Raw genomic sequence first — 24,086 nt, 5'->3', positions numbered from 1 at the left:
CATGCGTATGCAATTTTATCTTCCCGACGCTCAAGACTTGGTGGACCCGAACTTCGACTTTGTTCGCGAGGAACGGGCTACCGACCGGATGCGCCAGCGCACAGACGCCTACGCCCACGAACTATTTAAGCGTCCGCCTTACGATGGCATGCTGGTTTCGAAGGCGATTGTTAAGACCCGCTATACGCTGGCACAGCAGCAGCGGCTATTGCGCCTCGGCGTGCGAAAGTTTCTGCGCCTCGATGAAACAGCGGGTTCGAAAGACATGAAGGTGATCGGTGACTGCGGTGCGTTTTCCTACCGCGACGACCCCGAACCACCCTACACCGTGGAGGAGGTCGTCCACTTTTACGACCAGTGTGGATTCACCTACGGCATCTCCGTGGATCATGTCATTTTGGCTTTTCGCTCGGAGTGGGACAAGCCCAAGGCGAGGAAGCAGGATCCAGCGGCGGCCGAAGCCCACCGTCGTCGCGAACTCACCCTCGACCTAGCCGCGCAGTTTTGGAAACGAAGCAAAGGATGTTCCTTCTCACCCATGGGAGTGGCTCAAGGATGGAGTCCTGACTCTTACGCCGACTCGGTCACCAAACTTCAGAAGATGGGTTATGACTACATCGCCATGGGCGGCCTGGTCCCGCTCAAGACTACCGAGATCCTGCAGGTGATGGAGCGAGTGTCGGAAGTTCGAAAAAATACGACGAAGTTTCATCTTTTGGGTGTCACCCGCCTCGAGAAGATTTTCGATTTCTCCCGCTATGGTGCTGCGAGTTTCGACAGTACGGCGCCGTTGCTTCAGGCATTCAAGAGCGCGAAGGATAACTATCAGACCTCCAAGGAGAACTTTATCGCCCTGCGGATTCCTCAGGTCGACGCCAATGCGAAGTTGAAGGCGCGGATCCTGGCCGGCGAGGTGAATCAAACGGCGGCCATCAAACTCGAGCGTAGTTCGCTGGCCGCTCTACGCGCCTACGCATCGACTGAAGTGGCATTGGACGAAACGCTCAAACTGCTCATGGACTATACGGTGATGTATGATGAGGACATCCAGGGCAACCCGCTGAAAATCAAAGCCCGCGAACAAGAATACCGACATACGCTCGCCAACCGTCCGTGGGAAGCCTGCCCGTGCGATATCTGCAAGAAAATCGGGTATGACGTAATTGTATTTCGGGGCGCGGAGCGAAATCGTCGCCGCGGTTTCCACAATCTAGACACATTTTATCGCAAACTGCTGGCCACCGATCGTGGACTGCGGAAATAATTTTATACCATGCGTCACCTAGAAGTTCCTGCCATCGAATACACCCAGGGCACAAAGCCGAAACATCGGCTGTTTTGCTTCGCCATAGACGGCAAACATATTGCCGACTTCGCGACGGTCGCCAGGGTGGGGCGGGACGACAAGACGACGCTGTTTGGTTATCAACGACCGGAAGTCCTGAATCACATCAAGGAAATCCGAGGCTATCTTGAAACGGCCGAAAATCCAATGATTCCGAACGCCATTGTGGTGGCCTTCAACGGTTCGGTAAAGTTCAGCGCGCTCGACCTGAAAGGTGAGGACGGACCGGGCCGCATTGGTATTCTGCGAATCCCCACGCCCGAAGACCCGGAATTGCCGAGGCCGGGTTGGATTGTTGACGGCCAGCAACGCACGGCCGCCATCCGCGAAGCGGATATTAAGTCTTTCCCTATCTGCGTCGTCGGCTTCGTTGCCGCTAGCGAGAGCGAGCAACGAGAACATTTTGTGCGCGTAAACTCCGCGAAGCCACTGCCGAAAGACCTGATCTTCGAATTGCTACCCGCCACCGAGGGCGTGCTTTCTCGACAATTAATGAGCAAGCGGGAACCGGCACGAGTCGCCGGCGTGTTGAACGCCCATCCGGATTCCCCGTTCAAGGGTCGCATCCGGATGCCGACCTGCCCACGTGGGGTGATTTCATATTCAGCAGTGCTGCGCATGCTTGAACACAGTTTCCGCGACGGGGCCTTGTATGAGATCGCGACGCTGAACTCAGAGGCCAAAGCAGAGAAGGAGATGCTAGCCTTTCTTTTCGACTATTGGTCGGCCGTGGCCGATACGTTCGATGCTGCCTGGAAATTGGCGCCGAAAAAATCCCGTCTCACGCACGGTTGCGGCATGCTGGCCATCGGCTACCTGATGGAAGAAATTGCGCACACCGTCGGCAACTCCAAGAATGACCGCCAAGCTGCGTTCCGTCGTGAACTGAATAAGATCGCGCGCGCCTGCGCCTGGACGGAAGGCGAATGGGAACTGGCGCCGGACATTCGTCGCAAGTGGAATGATATTCAGAACACACCGAGGGATATCGCGCTTTTGACCAACTACCTGCTGGCCGCCTACCGGAAGGCACGAGGTTGAGTTTAACGGACTACCCTGGGCGACGGCGGCCAGGAGGGACGGGTGCCGCTCATCTAGGCACACCTCGCCGCTGGCGCCAACCCCCGGCGTATTGTTTGGGTCCGGTATATCCAAGGACAATAGCCGCGTCTCATGTGCGGACTCTCGGAGCAGTCCGAGTTTCTGGGAGTAAGGCGTGCCCGTCGAGGCATACGTTTCGCTGCCACTGCACGTTCTCACGCGCCTCTGATCAGGCTTGGCATTGCCCTGATTCTGCCCACCTCGCCAGGTCCGCGAGCGGGAAAAGTGACCGTCTTGTCGCACTCCACAGATGCCCGTTCCTGCCAATTAGCATCAATTGGTTTTGCAGGAGGCGTCCCGGAAATTACCGGAAGGAATTTCCTGCTTGTATGAGCTTTTTTCCGGAAGTTCGGATAGGACAATATGTGCTAAAAACCCGGATGATCCGGAGTAAAATGGGTTTTCCTGGGGCCAAAACCCTCAATAGTTTGGGAAACTAACCAGACGTGGGTTTTCTGAGCGTCTCGGGAGGGTTTCGGCCGTTGGAAAACCCTAATCAGTAGGGTTTTCCGGATGTATTGCTGTTCAACAAGGCCTTGACCGAGGCGGCCGCGAAGCTATGCCGGATTCATGGGCTTAATTCTCACAGGTGCCTTCCTGATTTTTGTCTTCATACGCGATACCGGTGATGTCACCGGATCAGCCGCTTTTATCGGCACGCAACGGCAACTGAGCCTGAAGAAAGACGATGTTCGGTCCTTCAAGATTTCGGGCCCTTGAAAAGAAAAACCGCAGTCCAATTAGGCAAGCTCGCCAAGCAACTTCCTGTTGCATCGCCGGCCAAAGCTAGGCGCCTTGCTGACAGGATCGTGCGCGGATTCTACGGGCGATCGATAGCGGAGCAGATGCACATTGGGTTGATGGCTCAATCGGTCGTCGCGTCGGCCGCCATCGAAGGAGAGATGATGGACCTGGACACGGTCCGCCAGGTGGTAGTGCGCAATACCGACCTTTTAAAAACCTTACCGGACCTGGTGCGCAGCATTTTCCCCCACGATAGATCCGCCGCATGGTGGATGAAAACCCCGTGCTCTGCGCTTCGGGGACGGATACCTGCTCGGCTGGCTAAGACCAAGGTCGGTCGCGCTGAGGTGAAGTCATACCTGGTCGGGGTAGGGCACGGAAACTTTCAATAGCAGCTTTCATGGAAGGTTCACTAAATAGCCACTGTAAGACCACCCAATCCACTGGCCGTGCGTTGCGCGTTCAGAAGTGCAACCGGTGTCTATTATCGGTCCCTTCGTGATGACGCCGCCATCCTTCTTCTTCTGTCCTGTGACTGAGAAAGCCGGATCGGGCGCGCCTTTGGCGCGTTCCGATCTGGCACCTAGCTCTCTTTTCAAGAGACGTTGTAGCTTCGCCCTTTTGGGTATCCAGCCTGCCTTTTTGGCGGCCTGAGGCCGTCTTACCTGTGGCCAAACCAATTCAAAAGCCACGGATCCATCCATGGATGCTGCTGCTAAAACTCAGCGCATCTCAACACCAAACCAAATACAACTATGAGTCATTGGGTAATACTAACCCTAGGCATGGTCGAGAAACCGCTCGCCGATGCTTGGGAAAACAAATGGGAGCCTCACTCCAAGTGGGTTCAAGAAACTGCCGACGCCATCGAGAAACTCGGGAATCAAAACTCGAGCAATAGCGGTTACATCCTGCTGAAAGAGGAGCCGGGTGAAGATGGTCTTTCGGCCGTAGTTCTCCCGCAATCCATCGACTGGCAAGCCTACGAAATTATTAAGTACTTGCCGGTCCTCCAGCGCTTTAAATTCGAGGACCCTAAAAAGTTCATAGAACTGAAACACCTCGGGGACCGAACAATTCGCCAGGCCCTAACCGAAGAGTTGCACCACCAAGTCCAGATCTTCGCCGATAAAATCGCCAAGGTGCCAACCTGCAAACTCCCAAACTTGAGCGATCAGGACCGGGAAGTCGTCGACGGCCTACTCGCAATCGCGGAAGAGAAAGCTCCCGCTTACATCAGCTATATGCAGCTCTACGTTGAGGACCGCCTCGACATTGTTCTCGGGCAGGACAACGAGCAACTCCTCGCGTTCAGAAAGCTCCCACCTGAGACGCAAATCGCGGCGCGCAAGTACATCGTCGAAGTGTACGGCTGGCAGCGGCTCTACCGGGGCTTGTTCGGCAACTGACACAACCGAACTAATTGAAGAGCGAATCACCGTTCAAGCTATCGCCAAGGCGTGTAATCTCTCGCTGGTGATCCTTCCGGATGGTAGCATTCGTGATACTTCTGGGGCCTGATCGCCCTTCAGCGCGCAGGTTCGTGAGAGCCCATTAGCTAGTCCGGAGTGCCACAAAACCTGAACAATTGTTCAGGTTTTCTGCGCATTCCTTGTCATTTCAGCCAATTCTTTTGACTGAACATTAGGGTGTTACGTAGGCGAATGGCTACAATGGTGAGTTCCAGTCCTACTGTTTCACATCCCCCCGGTCATTCCTATCCAGTTACAGACTTATTGTTTGTCTCACAAGAGAACGACCAGGAGTGGATCATCGAAAATCTCATCCGCCCTGGGGATCAAGTCCTATTGGCCGGTGCGCCTAAGTCAGGAAAGTCTCTGCTAGGCCTTCAGCTTGCGCTGTTCGTCGCTCTCGGCGGTAAACCGAAGCATACGAAGAGGAGATTCATGTTCCAGCAGGGAGCAGCATTAGAGATCGACCCGGTAACAGGTCAGCCGCCGGAAAATATAATTGAAGTCAAAACGCCCCGTAAGGTGCTTTACTTGTCTTGGGAAATGGGGACACGCAGCGTGAGCGCCCGCCTGAGCAAACAATTGGAGGGCCTCGGCTTCACAATGCCTAGCAAGAGCACGCCTGCTGATCCGGCATTGAACGACTTGCCACTCTTTCACGTATTTGAATTGCCGCCACCAACCGGGGGTAAGGAACCTCGACGCTCCCTCCAAGTGGTAGTACAATCGCCGAATAATCGGGCCAAGACCGCCGCAGAGGAAACGTTTGAGCGGAAAGACGACTTTGAGGATCTAAAGGCCCTGATCAAAGCAGCTGAACCGGAGTTGGTGATTATAGATACCCTCATCCAGATGCATCAGCTCAACGAAAATTCTAACATTGAGATGAAGGCTGTGATGCAGGCGGTGCGCGCAGCCTGTGTGCGTCCGTCCCCTAAGGACCGGGAGAAAGAAGAGCGAGTGGCCCATGTGATACTTCACCATATGCGAAAGGAGGGCCCACAATCGTATGGCCCTTCTGGAGCTGAATCGATGCGCGGTGCTGGATCGATTCATTCTGAAGCCGATCTGGCGTTGATGCTATGGAAGAATAACTCCCAATACAATCTCACGGGGAGCGCCCGCGATGTTGCCGTGGATGACCTCGTATTGTGGAGGGACAAAGGTTCGCTGCTTTTCTGGGCCGAAAGCAAAGCGGACCTGGGGGAGCGCTTCGAGGGCTACTTGGCCTCACTGATGTTTGCATTCCTTTCCGACCAGGCAGTTTGGTCCAAACCGGAAGGTGTATCCAAGGGAGACGCTATGGTTTGGATCAAAAACAACGCCGAAACAGTTGCGGAGGGCGTGCGATGGACGAAGGACACCGAGGTGCCCGAGAACCGTATCACCTTATTATTCGAGCGCCTCGCCACGAATGGGTTAATCGCCGCACTGCCGATCCACACCAAAGGGGGTAGGGGCAAGCAGAAGTGCTATAAGCTCGAACTGAACATGCCGATCACGGAAGCCACCGTCAGGGATGCTGTCGGTCGCCAGCAATACCGTTCGGCAAGTAAGCGCCGGCGGAAAACCCCTGCAAGTAAAGTACCAAAAGATACAGTAACTTCCGAAGGTTTAGTAAACCCCGCCGGAAACCCTAAAGCTGATGGGCATGAGGGAGGCCCTCCGGGCTCCTCCCTTCAGCCCACCTCTTAGCTGTCATTCGACTAGCTTCCTTTGGGAACCAGTAGACTGATTCCCTAAAACGATCACCAGATGACCCCCTTGGGGCATCGTGATCTCGTGCCGTATGCGCCCCACGGCGCCGGCACGTCCAGGCCCGCGGCGGCAACGCCTCGATGCCTCTTTTGCTGCGCGTGGCTTCCGGCGCCTCCGGGCGCCACTTGCTTCCAATACTCGGAAAAATGCCATCGATCGCGCCCCCTTTGGGAGCCGCTCACGCTGTCGCCTACCGATGGTTTTTTCGAACCCTCGCTCAATCATTCCAAGACATTGGGGAGTGCCGCGTCCTTGAAGGACTAAGCACTCTTCGCGCATTCAACTATGCGCCTTGGCATTTGTTCTGGGGGGAATCCCAATGACAAATCCCATCCCGTCCGCTTCAATTGCGGATATACTAAAGAAGAAGGCCGCCGCCCATAAGGCGCTAGTCGGCCTCAACGTCGATGACCTCGCTTCCGCGGACGACTCGACTCGACGCTCCGCCCTCCGGGTCGCGAGCAAAATAGCCACGCAGCACGTGTCCACCTCGGCTCACGCTGTCGCCATGGGCCTGATCCTCGGGCTCATCCTGCTCTTCACGAAGCAGGCGAAGCTTCATCGGCTCCTTAAAAAGAAGCAGACCTTCCAGGTCTACGTGAAGGACAACTACGACATCTCCGAGGTCTATGCCAATTGCTTGGCAGCGGCCGCTGTTAGCTGGATGCCGATCGCAGACGAACCGGTTCAACCGGCCAGTCTCGATTCGCTCCGGCCGCTCAAGCGGCTATCCACCGCTGAGCAGAAGCTGGAGGCCTGGCGTATCGCCGTCAGCGCCTCCGGCCCTGGAGCGCCGGATGCGAAGCAGGTCCAGCGGGCGGTCCGCATCGTCCTTGGCGAACAACCGCCGGTGCCGAAGCAGAGCAAGCTCCAGCAACTCGCTGCGGAGGTTCTCGATCTCATCAACCGGCAGCAGATCTCGGCGGCCCGTTCCCGGCTCAGTCAGGAACTGCCCGCCGATGTTAAGCAGCCGGCCGACGCACCCGCTCCAGCCGAGGCGCCGGCCATCCCGGTCCTCACCTATGTTGTTGAGCCGGATGGCATCGATAACGCCTACCTCTACAACGGCCCTGATTGCGAGGTCCGGCGGCAAGGCGATATCCTTGTCGTCGTCGCTCATCCCAAATATCGGGAGTCGATGGTGAGCCATGGCCTGCAGCCCACTGGCGTCGATGGGGAATGGATCCTCAGGACCAAGGGCAAGCGCGCCTTTGATGCGAACAGCTTCATTGAGTCGCTGCGGGAATCCTTGAAGCAGTCGCTGCTCCCGGAGGTGGCCAATGCCTAATCCACAGCCACCTCCCGTCGTCCGCCTCCTCACCGAGGCGGACTACACGAAGGCCCTTGCCGAGCAATGCATGGCGGCAGATCAGGGCCTTCTCATCGCTGTCGTCGAGGAGCACCGTCAGGCGCTCACTCCGCAGCTCATGCGCCGGGTGCACGGGAAATATCTCCGTGCCAAAGCGCAACCACCCAAAGCCCAGGAGAATACCAAGGGGTAATCTCCTCAACAAGTTCTCGGCGGCAATAATGCAAGCCGAGTAAAGCCGCCGCCTCTAAGCGAGCGGTTTTAGAATAGACGCCGAAGCCCGCCGGAAAATATCCCGGCGGGCTTCGGCGTTTTAACCCCAAAAAACATATGAAAAACAAATACATCAAACGCCGCGGCCACATCTATGCCGTCGTGCGTAAACCAGAGTCGGTGGAGCATCTCTCCCCGACCTCTGTGCTTCACGAAGTTCACAAAGAATACGCGCTTCAGCTCAAGCAGCATTCCAACGGCCTTATTGGCACGGACATTACCCCGCCCGGGAAGCTGAAATTCAGTTCCCTAGGCGGTGGCCTTGTCTTCAACGGCACCGGGGCGGCTATCCGCGGACCGGAATTTGAGGATATCCTCAATCGCTGCCGGCACGAGCGTGGTTACTATCTCGCTCCGGAGTCGGCCCGTGGCGGCGGTTACTATTACCGCCCCCGTGACGTTGATCCCGTGCGCCAGTTGGCGTTGACTGTGTTCCCGGCCCATGCCCACGCCCTAATTGCGCTGGAATCGGCAGGGAAAACGAGCGCAAGAGTGATCAACGGCCTGATCTCAGATCTACGGGCCGTGTTCGTGCAGGAAACGCCTTACGAGCCTCTTGCATTCTCGGTCCACCCCGAGGAATCAATGCTACACATCCACCTCTGTTACAGTGTGGTTGATGAGAGGCATAATCTCCTGCACGAGGGGAATCAACTTGGCCAGCCGGCCAAGAACTTCCTCGGCATGGGCCGTATCGGGACCCTGAGACTCGTTGAGTTCGGGCTCTGGCCTGAATCCGACGCGGTCGACATTCGCGATACGATCCGACGGAAGCTCCGCCAATTCGGCTCGGTTCCGATCGACTGGCGGCTTCATGAAACGCTAGACGGGCACTTGGAGGCTTATTTCAGGGCCTCTCGTGACCCCAAGGTTACCCTTGCATACGAAGTGGCCCTAGAGGCCTACCGCAAGCACGTGCAAGTCGTCCGGGCCACCCGCCCGGATGTCCTCATTGAGGCGAATGCCAACCTGAGAGACCAGCTAGACCGTGCGAATGCTCGCCTAAAGGCTCCCCAAGGGCTCCAGGTTGTCGAATCGCCGGCTCAAGCCATCAAGCTGCTGGACGACATCACGGATCTAATCATGCAACTGTCTGCCCGCAAAGTACCGCCGGCTCACCTGCTGTATGCGGCAGATCATGTTGTGCCTGTTGTCACCGGCGGCTGGCGAGTCTCACCCCAGTTGGTTCGAATCGCAGATGCTTTCTGCGCTAATCCTCAATACGCGCAGCACGCAACTGACCTTGCCGAGGCGCTGTCCGAAGCGAATACAACCGCAGAGGTAACGTCGCAGGCGTTCCGTGAGCGTAACCTTCAGTTGGACCAGATTTCCTCGATTTGCGAGAAACTGGAAGAAGCTGAGGCCCGGATCGACGTGCTGGAAGGAGAGTTGCGTGATTTGACGCCAACGGAAGCCATCCAGCTTCTGCAAGGTATCGTCCAAATGCTACCTCTCCTTTTCCACCGAAAGGAGGTTCCAGAAAAACTCGGTTTCGCGACCGAATATGTCGTGCCTGATCGCACCGGCGGATGGAGGATCGCTCCTGCGCTGATGCTGATGGTATCGCGGATCATTTCAGATCCCGACAATGCCAATATGGTAGAAGAGCTTAGACATGCTCTTTCCGAGGCTGTCTCAACGGCGCAGGCGACGTCCCGGGCAAAAGAACAGAAAAGAGACAGAAATGATCAGCAGCCTCGCCGCTGATCTATATCGATAGTCCTACATGCGGCCGGAGGTAACTCTCCGGCCGCTTTTTATTTATGATCAGAGTTAGTTCTGTGCCCGCCACTAGGTGCGGGCCAATCAACAGCAGGCCAGGTCAACTACGCCTCCTGTCATCGAATGAGGTAATGGGAATCCTCGGCTATAAAGCCCGGGGTTCCTTCTGGGATATGGTCTATCGCGAGGGCGTTCCTCACGTCCGCGTGAATGCCCGAGTCATTCGCTTCCCGGAGGCCGCTCTCATCGAGTGGATCCGCCGGCGATCCAGCGACGCCGCCTAAGCCGGGTATCCCCGGTCTAGCAGGCTTGGAATAGAAACAGCCGGGAGTATCCCCAGTAGGGTACTCCCGGTTTATGGGCGGCAATAATGCAAGCCGAGTAAAGCCGCCGGCGGATGCGAAATGTTCGGGCGCGGGCGCCGATATACGGGCGAGGGGGGATGAACTGGAAGGGAAGGGGGCCCTCTTAAGTAAATGGCCAAAATCGCTCCAGGATTAACACGTCGAGATGGAGCTTAGCTGACGACCTTTAGCGTCGTATGTGATGACTGCTGAACCCCGGCGAACGCTTAAAGTATTGGTCGTGTAGCCGATCAATCCGTCACTCGGGCTACTGCCGACGGATTGCGTCAGGATTTGTCGGCCCTTATCGTCGTAAACGTGGACGCTGCTGCCTTTCTTTACTGCGGTTGTTATTGGCATGATGAAGATTGATCAGTTGTCATCAGAGGAGACCGATTCCATGGCATGACAATCGGGAGTCGGCTTCATATCCGCGTCGGCCAAATGACGGCGATAGACGATGAGTTTTCGGGCCCTCGCGGCCGCTATGTGCTCCCTTGCTTTCTGGACGAGCGAGCCCCGGGTCGACCACGCCGGATCACCCTCTGGTGGCCGGTAGTTACCCTTGAGGTTATTGCAGACCGCACAGGATGCGGCCAAGTTGTTTGGGTGGTTTGCCTCTCGCGGGTTCCCGAACAGGCTTTGTGGCACAATATGATCTGTTGTTGAGCCGAGCAGCTCGTGCAGATCATGCGAAAAACCGCGGGAGCAATAAATGCATTGATACCTATCCCGCTTGAAGATCGAAGGCCATCCGCTCTGTGCATGATCAGACGCGGTGGAGATTGTTGGTCCACCTCCAAAGACCCATGCTGGGAAGCGAGCCATGTCCGTAGGCCCTACGGGCGATGAGCCGTTATTGGGGTATTTCATTGGTGTATTACCTCTAGTTCGGGATTACTACTTCTCACTGAGAAGACGGCTGCGCTTACCTTGATGCGGTCATTGGCAACGGAGAATTCCGCATTCTCTTGAAACCAAACCACGGCCTCGCCGTTGGTTGCTGAAAGGTCGAGGAGCCCCGTCTCGTTCATGTCTACGGCTCCTGCGTTTGCTTGAATCGATCCCTTTGCCCCTATCAATACACTCCCTCGAATAACTCGGACATCATAGGCTGGGACGACCTCGTTCGCCCTATATGGGGATACCCAACTTAATCTCCAGGTCTCGCCATATGGCACAGTATACGAGGTCAGCGAAAACGGGAGGACTAGACGGCGTGATGGTTGCCCCCGGGTGGTAAAGCCATCGGGATCAACCTCACGTGAGGGCCCTGGCAATCCGGCCAAAGCAACGGTTAAGACGACCCACGTTATTTCATTCATGTTCGTGTTTTTAAGACTACTTATGGTGGGCATGGCTTCATGTAGAGGCCGCCACCGCACGATGGATCATGTCCATCGTCGTATCCGATATACCGGAATTCTTCTGGCCCTGGATCTGCGCTACCTTCCAGCTGTCCAACCCGGAGCTGCGCTCCAAGCAAATGGTCGCACGGTCGGGTCGAACCATGCGATAAAAGCAATACGTTCCCCGGAGTCCTGCCATGATGAAATGGAGTGACCCGACGCAATGCTCCATTTCGGCGGCCTCCTGTTTCAGGTCACGCGGTGTGATGATAGGTTCTACATCGTCTAGCACTAGCAGTGGTCCTTGCGTCATGCGCACATCGTCAACCGCGTCGCTAAATTGGCTATGGAGTCGCCTGTAGTCCGTGTATGAGGACATAGGGACCGGGGCGATACCGTACTTTCTCATCAACGATCCACAGGTCAGAACCTCATCAATCAATTCCCGTTGCTTGATCCACGACGGCCCCAACTTTAGAAGCTCGGCGGCGACTTGACCCAGTGCCCTGCTCGTAAATAACCGAGTATCTGATGCAATTACCAAGAAGTCTACGATCGCACATGGGATCGTTGGAGCCTTTTGAAGAACCTTTCTAATCTCTGTTTGCCGCATGCAGCGCGCCAGCGCTCGCCACTGGGAATAGGAATAGTCGTAGTGGGAAAGTTTACGCAGTATCTTGCAGCAAGCTTCAGCACCCCCAAATCCGAGCCAGTCAGTCAGTTCACGCTGCCTTCCCTGCAAGAGCGCACGCAAGGCAGTGCGTTGATCACCATTTAAGCATCCAGCCGCAGCGTATTGGCTCATTGCGGCAAAAAGTGCTGGTGAGCTTTCAAGCAAACGCAGCGATTCAGGCATATCTGCCAAGGTTTCGATGCCCAACCAATAGCGCTGCCTCATTGGCACCAAGCGGGCGTGAATCCAAAGGGGTAGGTTCCTAATCAAATCATGGATAGCCAGCCGCTGCGTTTGATTGCTGCTTTGGCGAAGCTCATTAACAGACGTTAGGATCGGCGGTCTCAGCAAAGCGGGGATTGGCTTCCGCTGGCCATGCACGGTAAGGTAGTAAACTTCTAATCCGGGCCAGGGCGTCACCACATACGTTGTGCTGGCAAACTTTAGTATCAGGCCATCCGGGGAAAAGCGGACCAGCGATGGTTCCTGCCTGAATTGAAGCGAAAGCCCATTTGGAATTTCAGCCCAACGATGGGCGCGCTTGTTCGCCCGTTGTGGTGAGGCCCCTAACCAGGATTGAGGCGTGGGAGCCAGGCCGCTGGTGGTGTGTTCCATACTGAGGAATCTGCCTCTTTCGCGAAAAGTTATTTGGGCCACCTCCCAAGTTGTAGCCCGCTTTATAGCAATAGCTTAAGTTGTTTCAGCTTGTGCTTTAGCGCATCCTGATCTTTTATCATGTAACATGTCACCTGCCAAGCCACGGCGGCATCATCAGGTCCTTGGACTCTATCTCAAGGGGGTCTCGCTACATGAGATTAGCCAACGCACGGGTCTCTCACGGCAGACCATTTGGCGAATCACAAGAGAGGCTAAGCAGACACGTTCCCACGGAGGTTTGCGCGTATCGCGCTGCAAGATTCCTACGAGCTTGAACGAAAGTCTACGTGTAAGAATCCGGATATATCGCCAGGATGGGGAGCCGTATGCGGAAAAGGCAGTGGAATGGCTACGCACATATCATCAGGTAGTGGTTACCCCGGCGGCGATTTACTCTTGGATCTCGCGCCGACGCCTGAAAAACCGAAGGGGGTAGAGGGGCCTGCCTTCTCGCCATCTCATGACGCAACGAATGCGCACGGCGCACAAACCGGGATCCTAAACGGAATTCAAATCGATACCCATGTATGGATGGTCACTCAGACGCTTTTCGCCCGTGGCCGAGTGGCGTATCGAGAAATCCAATGAAACCCGGGCAGTCAGATCGTTCGTATGCATGACATGCTGGACGGTGTCCTCCCGCTCTTGGGTTGGCCACATGAGACCCTGCTTCAAAGACTGACTGAGCATTTGCTGATGTGGCGAAAGCCATCGTGGCACTCCGAGTCTAAAATTGAAGTCGCCGCCGATAAGCGTCATATTCTTGGGGACCTTCTCAATTGCCTCTAATTGCTCGCTGAGGCGGGCGGTATAGGTCATTTTGCTCCCCTTAACCCATCTGTCTTTGATGGTGATTACGTTCCCATAGAGGGTGAGGGGACCGAATGGCGACGTTACCTGGCAAAGAAGTCCGTTGATCGGCTCAGTCACTTCCAAGAGTTGAATGGGAGTCTTACTGTATATCGCGACCTGATGGTATTTGTTCGGCTCCCCGTAGTATCGGTGCAGGGGTTTGAACGGACTTTCGTCACTGAATTCGGAGAAATACCCCGGCAAACTCATCGCGGAATTTGCCTCGAGGATAATGTAGATGTCGCAGTCGGCGACCGTTAGGTACTGGGCTATTGCCAGAAATCGATCTTCCTTGGTCTGGCTGCCGGAATTAGTCGTCGGATGATCAATATTCCAAAGGCCAATTTTCATTTTCAATATGACTCGTGCTTTCGGTGTTACAGGCAAGGGACAAACTCAAAGCCTTTCGGTTTTTGGCCCATGAGTTCCTAAAAACGATTCCGAATGGTCAGCCCGACTTAGTCCCGATGGCTTGAGGCCCTCAGAGGCTATTCGCCATCAACAAGCGCTGCCTCACCTGCCAAACGTTTACGGGCCGCTGCCTTCTTCGCCTCACTGATCACACTACCACCAACCTTACCCATGGCCGAATAGTCCGCCTCGGGAGCACTGAGTTTGGGGAGTTTCATTGCAGCCTCTCTGGTCATTCCGAACCACCCTTTGGCCGCCGCCTCGGTCACAGGGCGCCGGTAGTGCCGATCAATTCGGACTTCTGAGGTGCCAGCCCACAGGGCCACCTGGGCCTTACTGCCGGTGAGTGAGACCTGATAGGTGATATAGGAATGACGAAAGCAGTTGTCGGGCAAATCCAGGCCTAGGGTGATGGCTATGTCACGGACCCGCTCCATTGCTGCAGGTAGGCTGGAAGCCGAAGGTTTCCGGGAGTTCCAATACGGCTCCAGCCATGACCGGGCGGCCGGGCAGAGGGGCACATGACGCCAGGCAGGGGTGTTGGGTTTTGCATGCGTCACACGAACGAATGGCTTTTCCGCCCTACCGCCAACCCGTTCAGGATTCAGGTGAATATCCGCCCAGAGCTGCCGAAGATTCCGGTCCTTCCGCGAGCCGTGGATTTCCGCGGCCCGTAACCCGGCCATGGCGGCCAACACCAACGCGGGCAAGTGTCGCGGGTGGTTTGTGTCAATGTAGACTAGCAGTTGCCCGAGAGCCTCTGGAGTGATAATGCCAATTTCGGGCATATTCTCCTTAGCTTTGAGGGTGTAGCCAACCTCCAGTTCACTCAGTTTAGGGATATAGCCATTCCTTTGCGCCCACCTACACAAGGCGATGGTACGTTTGCGGTGGTCGTTTTGAGATACACCATCAGTCCAACGTGCCAGGTAGGCGGTCCACTCGGGCGCGGTAATTGAGTGCAATTCGCGGCCCGCGAAAGCCGTAGCAATGGGCTTCAACTTGGCCCTGTAAGTTGCCTCGCCCTGCTTGCCTGTCGCTTCCACAGCGGCGATGAACTCATCTACCGCTTTCTCGGCTAGGATGGGCGTAAAGCTCCCTCCAACGCCGTGCCAGGCCTTCGCAGCGGCCAAGAGTTGATCCCCGCATAGTTCGCGGGCCTTGGCCCATTCCCGTATGGCCGCAAGTGGGGGAGTGTCCCCTGCGGTGCGCTTGATCGCGAGCCATTCCTCCCGGTCGGACTTTGTCATCTCTACTGACTCAGCGTGGCCCTTGGCGATCTGCGAGGCGCGCAGCCTGGCCTCTTTCTCGGCCTCGGCAGGATCGGCGAACTGCGGAGTCTTTCTATCTCCGCTCGGCGTCTTGTAGGCCACAGTGTAGAGGTAGCCATCGTGCCCACGCCGATGCTTCACCCTGTAGATCTTTACAATCGCACTGCCTACAATGATCGTCCGCGGGTATTCTGATTTGCGAGCCACGTCCGAAAAAAGCCACACAAACCCATACAGACAAGTTCGAATATCAGCTCATTTTAGCGCATTATCGGCCCGGACAAGCCTAGGCATGATTCCCCGTGGGGGCACCACTTTTAGAGCGCTTATCAGAAATGGTAGGCGCTCTTTTTTGTGATCATCCCCCGGAGGCGGGCACCAGCCTTCGCCAGGCCTACGGCTGGCGGGCCACTTTCAAGGCGCATTTCGGCAACGAGATGCGCCTTTTGCTTGGGCCGGGCCGCGCTGGCGACCGCTCCGGCCGCCGGGGAGGCGTCGCTCGCTCAGCGGATGCTGATTTTTAGCCCCCCGGGGGTGGGATGGGCAGGAGGGGTGGATGACCATTCAGGTTGATTTCAATTTTCGCGGGCGGAGGCTTGAGCGGACTGGCCTTGCGGGGCGATACCGCTCGTTGGCGCTGGCTGAGGAGCAGCTCGCCCACTTGCTTCGCAATCTTTTCGTCCACGGTGAAATCCCCCGAGGATTGGCTGCTATAGAAGCGCAATCTGTTCCCGTGCGGAACTTCCATCTTCGCAAGCACCCGGTCCTTGTTTACGAGAGCGACCTGCGGGTAGTTGATGCAGAAGCAATACTTGGCCGGTTTCCCCCCGGCCGAGTTCAGCAGCTGCTTGAGTCGAACGATCCATTCGCTGTCCGTGACGAAGGCTTCCGAACCGTCATGATAGGTGATCACGACCAAACCTGCGTCATCGATCTCCTTGAGAACGGCTTTGAAATCAGTTGTCGGCCAGCCTGGACCCGCCGGATCTGCCGTCAGCCCGGCGAACAATCGGGCGGAAAGCACAAAGCCGAAAATCAGCAGGAGCCATGCGCCTTTGCACCGACGGGCCATCGCTGGATCGGCCAGGGGGCATCTATTGAAAAGCGTGTGCACGGTTTCGGGGGTGCGCCTGGCCGAGGCGGCGACCTAGGTTCACTTTGAATCGGAGGGATCTCGCTTCAACCGCAATCTTCCCCGGTCCCTCCGTTCCAGGTCTTCATTCTGGGCCGAGGCAATTCACAACCCAGCGCTCAGGCCTAGCCGGCCTTACGAATTGCCTCCCCTAAGTGGGGTCGAGCGGTCAACTTGGCGCATGGCCCAAATCGGCAAACGTAATCTTCTGACTATTGTCCGCTCGTCGACGCCCGGACTCTATCTCGACGGCGGGACGCATGGCGAAATCCTGCTGCCGGGGAAATTCATCCCGACGGGGGCGGTCGTGGGCGGGAAGGTGGAGGTGTTTGTCTACCGCGATTCCGAGGACCGCCTCGTGGCCACCACGCAGCAGCCGCTCGTGCAGGTGGGCGAGCTGGCCTACCTGCGGGTCGCGGGGATCAATCCGCGGGTCGGCGTTTTCCTGGAATGGGGCCTGGAGAAGGACCTGCTCCTGCCGATGCGGGAGATGGACGGTCCGGTCAACCCGGGCGACCGCGTGGTCGTGATGGTGGTGCTGGACGACCGCACCGACCGCCTGATTGCCAGTGCGCGGTTCAACCGGCGGCTGGACCTGAAGCCGCCGCATTATCACGAGGGCGAGGCAGTGCAGCTGATGGTGGCGAGCAAGAGCCCGCTCGGGTTCAACCTTGTCGTGAACAACGCCCACCGCGGCCTGATTTATCACACCGAGATCCACGGACCTTTGCGGGTGGGTGACGTCGTCCAGGGTTATATCCGCGCCATCCGGCCCGATGGAAAATTGGACCTGGCGCTGGGCCAGGCTGGTCATCGCCGGATCGGGGAAATGGCGGACAAGGTCATGGCGGTGCTCACGGCCAAGGGTGGACGGCTGCCTTACCATGACAACAGCCTGCCGGAGGAAATCCGCGATGTGTTCGGCATGAGCAAGAAGGCCTTCAAGCAGGCGATCGGCACGCTTTTCCGGGAACGCCAGATCATCATTGATCCGGACGGGATCACGCTGGTGGGACCGGTTGATGGGGAGCAGGGAGCGGCGGAAAAATAAACTACAGAGACACGAAGCGACGAAGACGAGGCAGGTTTACCTGCAACGGGGCGAAGGGGGGCAGGGATTCGCCCACAGTGGCGCCAACCTTCACCAAGCCGGTGGTTGGCCGCTACCGACATGGATCCGGGCCAGGGCGGCGTAAGATCGGATGAATTGGGCTTTGTGCCTTGGGGTCTTTGTGGTTCAACGTGTGGGTATGACCCAAACCAATTCCTCGACCCCGCGGCCTGTCACCGTGCGGGAGATTCCGATCGAACTCTGCCAGTTCATCAAGTTCGGCGGGCTGACCGAGAGCGGTGGTGAGGCCAAGGTGCTGATCGGCGCCGGCGAGGTGACGCTGAACGGCGTGGTCGAGATGCAGAAGCGCAAGAAGCTGGTGGCCGGTGACCGCGTGACCGTGAACGGGCACACGATCATCGTGAAGGTGCGCTGAGGCGCGCCGTCCTCCCACCGGCCATGACCGCAACCTTTGACTCGCTCGGCCTGGCGGAGCCGCTGATGCGCGCCGTGATCGTGCGCAATTATCCCGCGCCGACGCCGGTGCAGGTGGCGGCGATCCCGGCCGTGCTGGGCGGCCGCGATGTGTGGGCCACGGCCCAGACCGGCTCGGGCAAGACTGCGGCCTTCGCGCTGCCGATCCTGCAGACGCTGGCGGCGGGGCGCCGCGAACGTGGGCGGTTTGTCCGCGCCCTGGTCCTCGCGCCGACGCGGGAACTGGCGGCGCAGATCGGGGATTCGTTCCGCATCTACGGCCGGTGGCTGCCGGAGCCGATCAAGATTCTCATCGTGTATGGCGGCGTGTCGATCAACCCGCAGATGATGGCGTTGGGCGGAGGGGCGGACATCATCATCGCCACGCCGGGCCGTCTGCTCGATCTCGTGGATCACAATGCCGTCTCGCTGTCGGCGGTCCAGACCTTGGTGTTGGACGAGGCCGACCGGCTGTTCGACCTGGGTTTTGCGGACGAACTGAACCGCGTCCTCGAGTTGCTGCCGGCCAAGCGGCAGAATCTGCTGTTCTCGGCCACGTTTCCTCCCGCGGTGCTCGCGCTGGCGGCAGGTATGTTGCGCGACCCGGTGCGGATCGAGGTGGCGACGGAGCCGGCGACCAAGCCGGACATCACGCAGCGGGCGATCGAGGTGGATCCGCCGCGGCGCACGCAGCTGCTGCGGCACCTGATCGAGGAAAACAAGTGGACGCGCGTGCTGGTGTTCGTCGCGACGAAGTATGCGACGGAGCATGTGGCGGAAAAACTGCGCAAGGCCGGCATCGCGGCCACGGCGTTCCACGGCGAGCTGAGCCAAGGGGCGCGGACGCAGGCGCTGGCGGATTTCAAGGCCTCGGCGGTGCGGGTGTTGCTCACGACCGACCTGGGCGCGCGCGGGCTCGACATCGCGCAACTGCCGGTGGTGGTGAATTTCGATCTGCCGCGCTCGGCGACGGATTACACACACCGCATCGGGCGCACGGGTCGGGCGGGGGAGAGCGGGCTGGCCGTGAATTTCATCAGTGCGGAGACGCACCGGCATTTCGGGCTGATCGAGGAGCGCAACGGATTTGAACTGGTGCGGGAGCAGATTCCCGGCTTCGAGCCGGAGGAACTGGAGGTTCCGCCGCCGCCCACGGGCGGGATCAAGGGAAAGCGGCCGAACAAGAAGGACAAGGCGCGGGCCGCCGCGGCAAAAGCCGCTGGGCTACCGCCGCCGGAATTCAAGCCGGCGGTGGCGAAGGAGAAGCAGTTCTCGTGGCCGCGGTTGCGGTGAGGTCGAATTGCCTGACGTAGGATCGGGGCATGCGCCGACCTAACGCGCGAGCAAGCTAGCTGCCCACGGCCAAAGGCGTGATTCCTTAATCAGCTGTCCAGGTCGATCACGCCGGGGGCAGTGATGAGGGCGGTCAGGACGCGGTGATTCACGGTGTCCTCGGCGTGGGAGCCGGGGGTGACCTTGAAGCCGGTCAGGAGGGTTTTCATGACCTCGCTGTGGGATTTGGCGTTGGGCGTGAGCTGGATCCGCTCCAGGGCGCGCGGGCCGGCGCCGATGAAGGTGGCCGCAGCGGTGAAATGATGCTGCGTGCCGGGCGCGGTCTCGCGGTTATCGCTGCGGACGGTGACCTCCATCAGACCATCGGGCGTTTGAAACTTGAAGGGCATCTGCTGCAGTCGGATTTCCATCCCAACAGCCTACGCAGAACACCGCAGACGGAAAGCTATTCCCCGGATTCGGGGGCGGCGGATGGCTTAAGGCCTCCCGCCAAGGCCTTACCACCGAAACAATGCGGGCAGGAAATTTCGCGAACGTAGTGCGGATGCGCCTGATCGGCGAGTGACAGGGGCATGCGGCAGACGAAACACATGACGGTGGCGGTCTCGCGCAGGGCCGGATCGACGCCGACGCGGCCGTCGAAGACGAAGCACTCGCCCTGATAGTGCGCGCCGCCGCATTCCTCGAAGTATTTCAGGATGCCACCGTCGAGTTGAAAGACCTGCTTGAAACCGACCGACTCGAGGTAGGGGGCGGCCTTCTCGCAGCGGATACCGCCCGTGCAGAACGTCACGACCGGCTGGTCCTTGAGCGCCGCGGGCAGCCGGGCGGCGGCCGCCGGGAAGTCGCGGAAATGCCGGATGCCGGCGGGCACGGCGCCGTGGAAGGTGCCGGCGTTGACCTCATAGTCGTTGCGCGTGTCGAGGAGGGTGACCGGGCGGCCCTCGTCGAGCCACTGCTTGAGCGTGCGGGCGGGGAGTCGCGGCGACGGGTTCCGGGCGGGGTCGATGCCGGGAATCCCGAAGGCGATAATTTCCTTTTTGATCTTCACCAACATCCGGTGGAAGGGCTGGTGCGAGCTCAGGCTTTCCTTGGGCGTGAGTCCGGCGAGGCCGGGGACGGCATGGATCGTGGCGAGGAGGGCGTCGAGCCCGGGGCGTGCGCCGGCGACGAAGAGGTTGATGCCTTCGGGACTGAGGAGGATCGTGCCCTTAAGGCCGCCCGCAGCGGTGACGGATTTAAGATGATCCTTCAGCGCAGGTAGACCCTCGAGCGGGGCGAAGCGGTAGGCGGAAAAGTTGATGATCTCGGGCATCAGGGGGCGAAAGCGAGGGAAGGAGAATTCAGTTCAACCACAGATGGGCACCGATGCACCCGGAAAACCTGCGCGGAGGCAGGTTCCACCTTGCCGAGTCAGGATGCGACGCCGGACTGGGTGACCAAGGCTTGGAGGCGGGGGATGTCGTGGGCGGAGGTCTTGGCCACGAAGCCGCGGGCGTGGGCGAAATGGACGTCGGTTTCGCGGTTGATCCGGGTGAAGTCGAGGCGCGGGTTGTCGCGGAAGCGGCCCAGGCCGTAGCCCGTGCTGCGACGGTCCGGATAGACCAGGCCGACGATTTCCCCGGTGAGCTGGCGTTCCTCGATGAATTCGTCGAGGCCGAGCGACGGCTCCTCGGGCAGGGGCTCGGTGCGCGGGAGGAAGAGGATCTGCCCGGGGGAGCCGGCGAGGTCGAGGGTCCAGAACTGGGCATGGCGGCCGATGAAATCGAGGCGGGCGCGCAGGGTGCGCACGTAGTTGACGAGGTCCTCGCCGATCATGCGCATCATTTCCCAGAGCGGGTCGCCGGGGGCGAGGCGCTTGGCCAGGGCGAAGCGGCGGAGGAGGGTGATGTCGATCGGGGAGTTCAGCTTGGGCAGGACGTCGGCGGGGACGCCGAGCCATTGGGCGGTGGTGACGGCGCCGCGGCAGTCGAACCACTCGGCGGACTCGAGCCAGGCGCAGAACTGGCGGGCATCGGCGTACAGCCCGAGGTGCTGGAGCACGAGGGAGAGCGAGCAGGTGGGCGGGTGATCCTTGGGGAGCTGGTGGTGGTCGAAATTGTTGCGGGCCGGCTCGTGTTCGTGGCCGACGTCGACCACGCAGGTGGCGGGATCGGCGAGGTCGGTGGGCGCGGGTTCGCGGCGGACGACGGGCACGGGGTGCAGGGAGAGGAGGACGCAGCAGGCGAGGAACTCGTCCTTATGGGCGCCGCCCGGGTGCGTGAGGATCGTGGTGAAGGGAATCATGAAACGGGCCGAAGAATGGCGCGGCGAAACGGCCCGAACGCGAGGGAAAAATGGGCGGGAGCCTGGCTCCTACCAAGGTGGCTTAGTAAAACACATTGCGATCAAGCGAGCGGTATTGGATGGCCTCGAGGAGGTGGGGGGAGCGGATGGACTCGGATTCGGCGAGGTCGGCGATGGTGCGGGCGACCTTGAGGATGCGGTCGTAGGCGCGGGCGGAGAGCGAGAGCTGCTCCATGGCCTGCTGGAGGAGGTCGCCCAGGGTGGAGTCGAGGGCGCAGAATTTCTTGAGCTGGGAAGGGGGCATGCGGGCGTTGCAGGCGAGGCCGGTGCCGCGGTAGCGGATGTACTGGAGCTGGCGGGCGGTCTCCACGCGTTCGCGCATGAGGGCGGAGGCTTCGCCGCCCGCGTCGGCGCGGAGCTCGGTGATGGAGAGAGCGGGGGCCTCGACGTGGAGGTCGATACGATCGAGCAGCGGGCCGCTGATGCGGGCGCGGTAGCGTTGGATCTGGGCGGGGGCGCAGCGGCACTCGTGCCGCGGGTCGCCGAGATACCCGCAGGGGCAGGGGTTCATGGCGGCCACGAGCATGAAGCGGCAGGGCAGGGTGACCTTGCCGGCGCTGCGGGAGATGGTAACCTGGCCGTCCTCCAGCGGCTGGCGAAGGACCTCGAGGGCGGAGCGGCGGAACTCGGGCAACTCGTCCAGGAAGAGCACGCCGTGGTGGGCGAGGGAGATCTCGCCGGGGCCGGGGAGGGTGCCGCCTCCGATGAGCCCGACGTCGGAGATGGTGTGGTGGGGGGCGCGGGCGGGGCGTTGGAGGTAGGGGACCTCGCCCTGCATGGTGTGGCCGGCGGCCGAGTGGATGCGCAGGATCTCAAGGTATTCCTCGAGCGACGGGGTGGGCATGATGCCGGGAATGCGGCGGGCGATCATGGATTTGCCCGAGCCGGGTGGTCCGATCATGAGGAGATTGTGGCCGCCGGAGACGGCGATCTCAACGGCGCGGCGGACGGCGTGCTGGCCCTTGATCTCGGCGAAATCGGGTTCGTGCTCGGAGCGGGGCGCGACGGCGGCCCGGCGGGGTGGGGTCACGGGGGACAGGGGAATTTGTCCGCCGAGGTAGCGGGCGGCCTGGGCGAGCGAAGTGATTTCGTAGACCTCGAGGCCCTCGACGAGGGCGGCCTCCTGCGCGGCGACCGGGGGCAGGAGGATGGCCCGGCGGCCCGCGGCGCGGGCGAGCACGGCCATGGCGAGGCCGCCCTTGATCGGCCGGGTGGCGCCGGAGAGGCTGAGTTCGCCGGCGATAAGGTAGTGGTGGAGGCGGTCGCAGGCCAGCTGGCCGGTGGCGACGAGGATGCCCAGGGCGATGGGGAGGTCGTAGATGGCGCCTTCCTTGCGGAGATCGCCGGGCGCGAGGTTGATCGTGGTGCGCGTGGGCGGCATCTTGAGCGCGGAGTTGCTCAGGGCCGAGAAGACGCGGTCCTGGGATTCCTTCACGGCGGTGTCGGGCAGGCCGACGAGGATGAGGTCGGGGATGCCGGATTCGCCGGTGTTGACCTCGATCTGGACCGGGACGGCGTCAATGCCCAGCAACGCGGCTGAGCCGATGGTGGCTAACATGGACTGGCGGGAGCGAAGGGTGGTTGGTTAAACCAACCCGGCCTGCAAACGGCGTCGGAGCTCGCTGAGATTGGCCTCGACGGCCTGCAGATACGGATTGGGTTGGCCCGCTGTCGTCAGATAGCGATGAACCCCGCCGGCCTCAAAGTCGAGCATGGGACGAACGTAATCATGCCAGAAACCGGGCGTGCGCTCGAGCAGTTCGCGGTAGCTGTGATAAGGGCGTTTCTCCGGCGGCGTCTGCTCGAAGGCGAACCCCTCCAGAAACTCGCGGTAGAGGGCGGGCAGCTTGTCCAGGTAGTCGGGCGCGCTCATCTGGGCGAGGTAGTCGGCGGTCACCAGGAGGAAGGCGAAGTGCCGGCCCTGTTCGCTGCGAAAGGAGATCTGGCTGATCTTGTTCCGCGGTCCGGTGCAGATGATGGCGGAGCAGATGTCGTCGATCTCGGTGGCGGTTACGCCCATGCGGGGGAGGTATTCCCGGGCGAAGTCACAACTGCGGCGCTCGTGGACGAAGGTGTATTTCGCGCCCGTGCCCTCGAGGTCGTGGTTGGCTTTCAGGTAACCGGCGTCATGCAGGAGTGCGGCCATCACGCCGAGTTCCCAGTCGCGGATGGTCAGGACCGGCTTGTCGGGCGTCCGGCTGCGGCCCTCGAGGAGGTGGACGAGACAGAGGGTGGCCTGCAGGGTGTGCTCGAAATCATGGTATGTCATGTCGATGCCCTGGTAGCCGGCGTAACGGCCCTCGAACATGTCCTGCACATCGGCGAACAACCGGCCCAACAGCGGAAAACTGGCCTCGCCCCCGATGCCGGCGAAGGCCGTGCGGACCGCCTGGAGCACGGCGGCCGTGCTCTTCGTGTTGACTGCGTGGGGGGGGACCATTCGGCGCCTCCGAAATAGGGGTTGCTAGGTACTTGCAGCAAGCCCATTGTCGGGGCAATTCCCCATGGT

21 protein-coding genes are annotated in these 24,086 nt (G+C 59.5%); 11 read left to right on the top strand and 10 right to left on the bottom strand.

Annotated elements, in window-relative coordinates:
* Positions 1-7: 7 nt before the first annotated feature.
* From dpdA to Verru16B_RS15715, 7 genes are all read left to right on the top strand, one after another.
* A complete protein-coding gene (gene dpdA, locus Verru16B_RS15750) occupies positions 8-1,264 on the top strand; it encodes a tRNA-guanine transglycosylase DpdA (RefSeq protein ID WP_069963785.1) in 1,257 nt (418 codons plus the stop codon).
* Between the two features lie 9 nt (positions 1,265-1,273).
* Complete coding sequence (gene dbpB, locus Verru16B_RS15745; protein WP_069963176.1) at positions 1,274-2,386, top strand: DGQHR domain-containing protein DpdB; 1,113 nt, start codon at positions 1,274-1,276, stop codon at positions 2,384-2,386.
* Positions 2,387-3,162: 776 nt separating this feature from the next.
* Positions 3,163-3,582: an MbcA/ParS/Xre antitoxin family protein gene (locus Verru16B_RS15740; RefSeq protein ID WP_157772466.1), complete on the top strand. Its 420-nt coding sequence runs from the start codon at positions 3,163-3,165 to the stop codon at positions 3,580-3,582.
* A gap of 393 nt (positions 3,583-3,975) precedes the next feature.
* Positions 3,976-4,599: a hypothetical protein gene (locus Verru16B_RS15735; RefSeq protein WP_069963174.1), complete on the top strand. Its 624-nt coding sequence runs from the start codon at positions 3,976-3,978 to the stop codon at positions 4,597-4,599.
* A 264-nt stretch (positions 4,600-4,863) separates the two neighbouring features.
* Positions 4,864-6,357 carry an AAA family ATPase gene (locus Verru16B_RS15730; protein WP_157772465.1) on the top strand — a complete coding sequence of 498 codons (1,494 nt, stop codon included), beginning with the start codon at positions 4,864-4,866 and terminating at the stop codon, positions 6,355-6,357.
* Between the two features lie 571 nt (positions 6,358-6,928).
* On the top strand, positions 6,929-7,708 hold the full coding sequence (locus tag Verru16B_RS15725; RefSeq protein ID WP_157772464.1) for a hypothetical protein: 780 nt from the start codon (positions 6,929-6,931) through the stop codon (positions 7,706-7,708).
* Positions 7,709-8,059: 351 nt separating this feature from the next.
* Complete coding sequence (locus Verru16B_RS15715; RefSeq protein ID WP_069963170.1) at positions 8,060-9,709, top strand: hypothetical protein; 1,650 nt, start codon at positions 8,060-8,062, stop codon at positions 9,707-9,709.
* A gap of 731 nt (positions 9,710-10,440) precedes the next feature.
* Here the strand turns inward: Verru16B_RS15715 and Verru16B_RS19300 are convergent.
* Together Verru16B_RS19300 and Verru16B_RS18410 are read right to left on the bottom strand one after the other, a co-directional pair.
* The gene (locus Verru16B_RS19300; RefSeq protein WP_169829302.1) at positions 10,441-10,896 is read right to left on the bottom strand and encodes an HNH endonuclease; all 456 of its coding nucleotides are present in this window, start codon (positions 10,894-10,896) and stop codon (positions 10,441-10,443) included.
* 534 nt (positions 10,897-11,430) lie between these two features.
* On the bottom strand, positions 11,431-12,705 hold the full coding sequence (locus Verru16B_RS18410; RefSeq protein WP_157772463.1) for a PcfJ domain-containing protein: 1,275 nt from the start codon (positions 12,703-12,705) through the stop codon (positions 11,431-11,433).
* Between the two features lie 127 nt (positions 12,706-12,832).
* Here Verru16B_RS18410 and Verru16B_RS19295 point away from each other — a divergent pair, with 127 nt between their 5' ends.
* The gene (locus Verru16B_RS19295) at positions 12,833-13,183 is read left to right on the top strand and encodes a helix-turn-helix domain-containing protein (protein WP_083270403.1); all 351 of its coding nucleotides are present in this window, start codon (positions 12,833-12,835) and stop codon (positions 13,181-13,183) included.
* Positions 13,184-13,245: 62 nt separating this feature from the next.
* On the opposite strand, the gene Verru16B_RS15705 is transcribed toward Verru16B_RS19295, so the two are convergent.
* From Verru16B_RS15705 to Verru16B_RS15695, 3 genes are all read right to left on the bottom strand, one after another.
* On the bottom strand, positions 13,246-13,950 hold the full coding sequence (locus Verru16B_RS15705) for an endonuclease/exonuclease/phosphatase family protein (protein ID WP_069963168.1): 705 nt from the start codon (positions 13,948-13,950) through the stop codon (positions 13,246-13,248).
* A gap of 137 nt (positions 13,951-14,087) precedes the next feature.
* The gene (locus Verru16B_RS15700) at positions 14,088-15,488 is read right to left on the bottom strand and encodes a site-specific integrase (RefSeq protein WP_157772462.1); all 1,401 of its coding nucleotides are present in this window, start codon (positions 15,486-15,488) and stop codon (positions 14,088-14,090) included.
* A gap of 313 nt (positions 15,489-15,801) precedes the next feature.
* Positions 15,802-16,395: a hypothetical protein gene (locus tag Verru16B_RS15695; RefSeq protein WP_157772461.1), complete on the bottom strand. Its 594-nt coding sequence runs from the start codon at positions 16,393-16,395 to the stop codon at positions 15,802-15,804.
* A gap of 199 nt (positions 16,396-16,594) precedes the next feature.
* On the opposite strand from Verru16B_RS15695, the gene Verru16B_RS15690 reads away from it, so the two are divergent.
* The 3 genes from Verru16B_RS15690 (at position 16,595) to Verru16B_RS15680 (ending at position 19,231) form a co-directional block, all read left to right on the top strand.
* The gene (locus tag Verru16B_RS15690; protein WP_069963165.1) at positions 16,595-17,464 is read left to right on the top strand and encodes a CvfB family protein; all 870 of its coding nucleotides are present in this window, start codon (positions 16,595-16,597) and stop codon (positions 17,462-17,464) included.
* Positions 17,465-17,663: 199 nt separating this feature from the next.
* Positions 17,664-17,900 (top strand): RNA-binding S4 domain-containing protein, encoded by a 237-nt coding sequence (locus Verru16B_RS15685; RefSeq protein ID WP_069963164.1) that lies wholly within the window; start codon positions 17,664-17,666, stop codon positions 17,898-17,900.
* A gap of 23 nt (positions 17,901-17,923) precedes the next feature.
* Entirely contained in the window at positions 17,924-19,231 is a 1,308-nt protein-coding gene (locus Verru16B_RS15680; protein ID WP_069963163.1) for a DEAD/DEAH box helicase, read from the top strand.
* A gap of 89 nt (positions 19,232-19,320) precedes the next feature.
* Here Verru16B_RS15680 and Verru16B_RS15675 read toward each other — a convergent pair whose 3' ends face one another.
* The 5 genes from Verru16B_RS15675 to Verru16B_RS15655 form a co-directional block, all read right to left on the bottom strand.
* On the bottom strand, positions 19,321-19,641 hold the full coding sequence (locus Verru16B_RS15675; protein WP_069963162.1) for a hypothetical protein: 321 nt from the start codon (positions 19,639-19,641) through the stop codon (positions 19,321-19,323).
* Positions 19,642-19,676: 35 nt separating this feature from the next.
* Positions 19,677-20,546 carry an oxygen-dependent tRNA uridine(34) hydroxylase TrhO gene (trhO, locus tag Verru16B_RS15670; protein WP_069963161.1) on the bottom strand — a complete coding sequence of 290 codons (870 nt, stop codon included), beginning with the start codon at positions 20,544-20,546 and terminating at the stop codon, positions 19,677-19,679.
* A 98-nt stretch (positions 20,547-20,644) separates the two neighbouring features.
* Positions 20,645-21,517 (bottom strand): MYG1 family protein, encoded by an 873-nt coding sequence (locus tag Verru16B_RS15665; protein WP_069963160.1) that lies wholly within the window; start codon positions 21,515-21,517, stop codon positions 20,645-20,647.
* 82 nt (positions 21,518-21,599) lie between these two features.
* Positions 21,600-23,135 carry a YifB family Mg chelatase-like AAA ATPase gene (locus tag Verru16B_RS15660; protein WP_069963159.1) on the bottom strand — a complete coding sequence of 512 codons (1,536 nt, stop codon included), beginning with the start codon at positions 23,133-23,135 and terminating at the stop codon, positions 21,600-21,602.
* A gap of 27 nt (positions 23,136-23,162) precedes the next feature.
* Positions 23,163-24,017 carry an HD domain-containing protein gene (locus Verru16B_RS15655; protein ID WP_069963158.1) on the bottom strand — a complete coding sequence of 285 codons (855 nt, stop codon included), beginning with the start codon at positions 24,015-24,017 and terminating at the stop codon, positions 23,163-23,165.
* Positions 24,018-24,086 lie beyond the last annotated feature (69 nt).

Origin of the sequence: Lacunisphaera limnophila, assembly GCF_001746835.1 — a bacterium.
In the GTDB taxonomy this organism is placed as follows: Bacteria; Verrucomicrobiota; Verrucomicrobiia; order Opitutales; family Opitutaceae; genus Lacunisphaera; species Lacunisphaera limnophila.
This window is presented reverse-complemented; position numbering and strand designations above follow the sequence as displayed.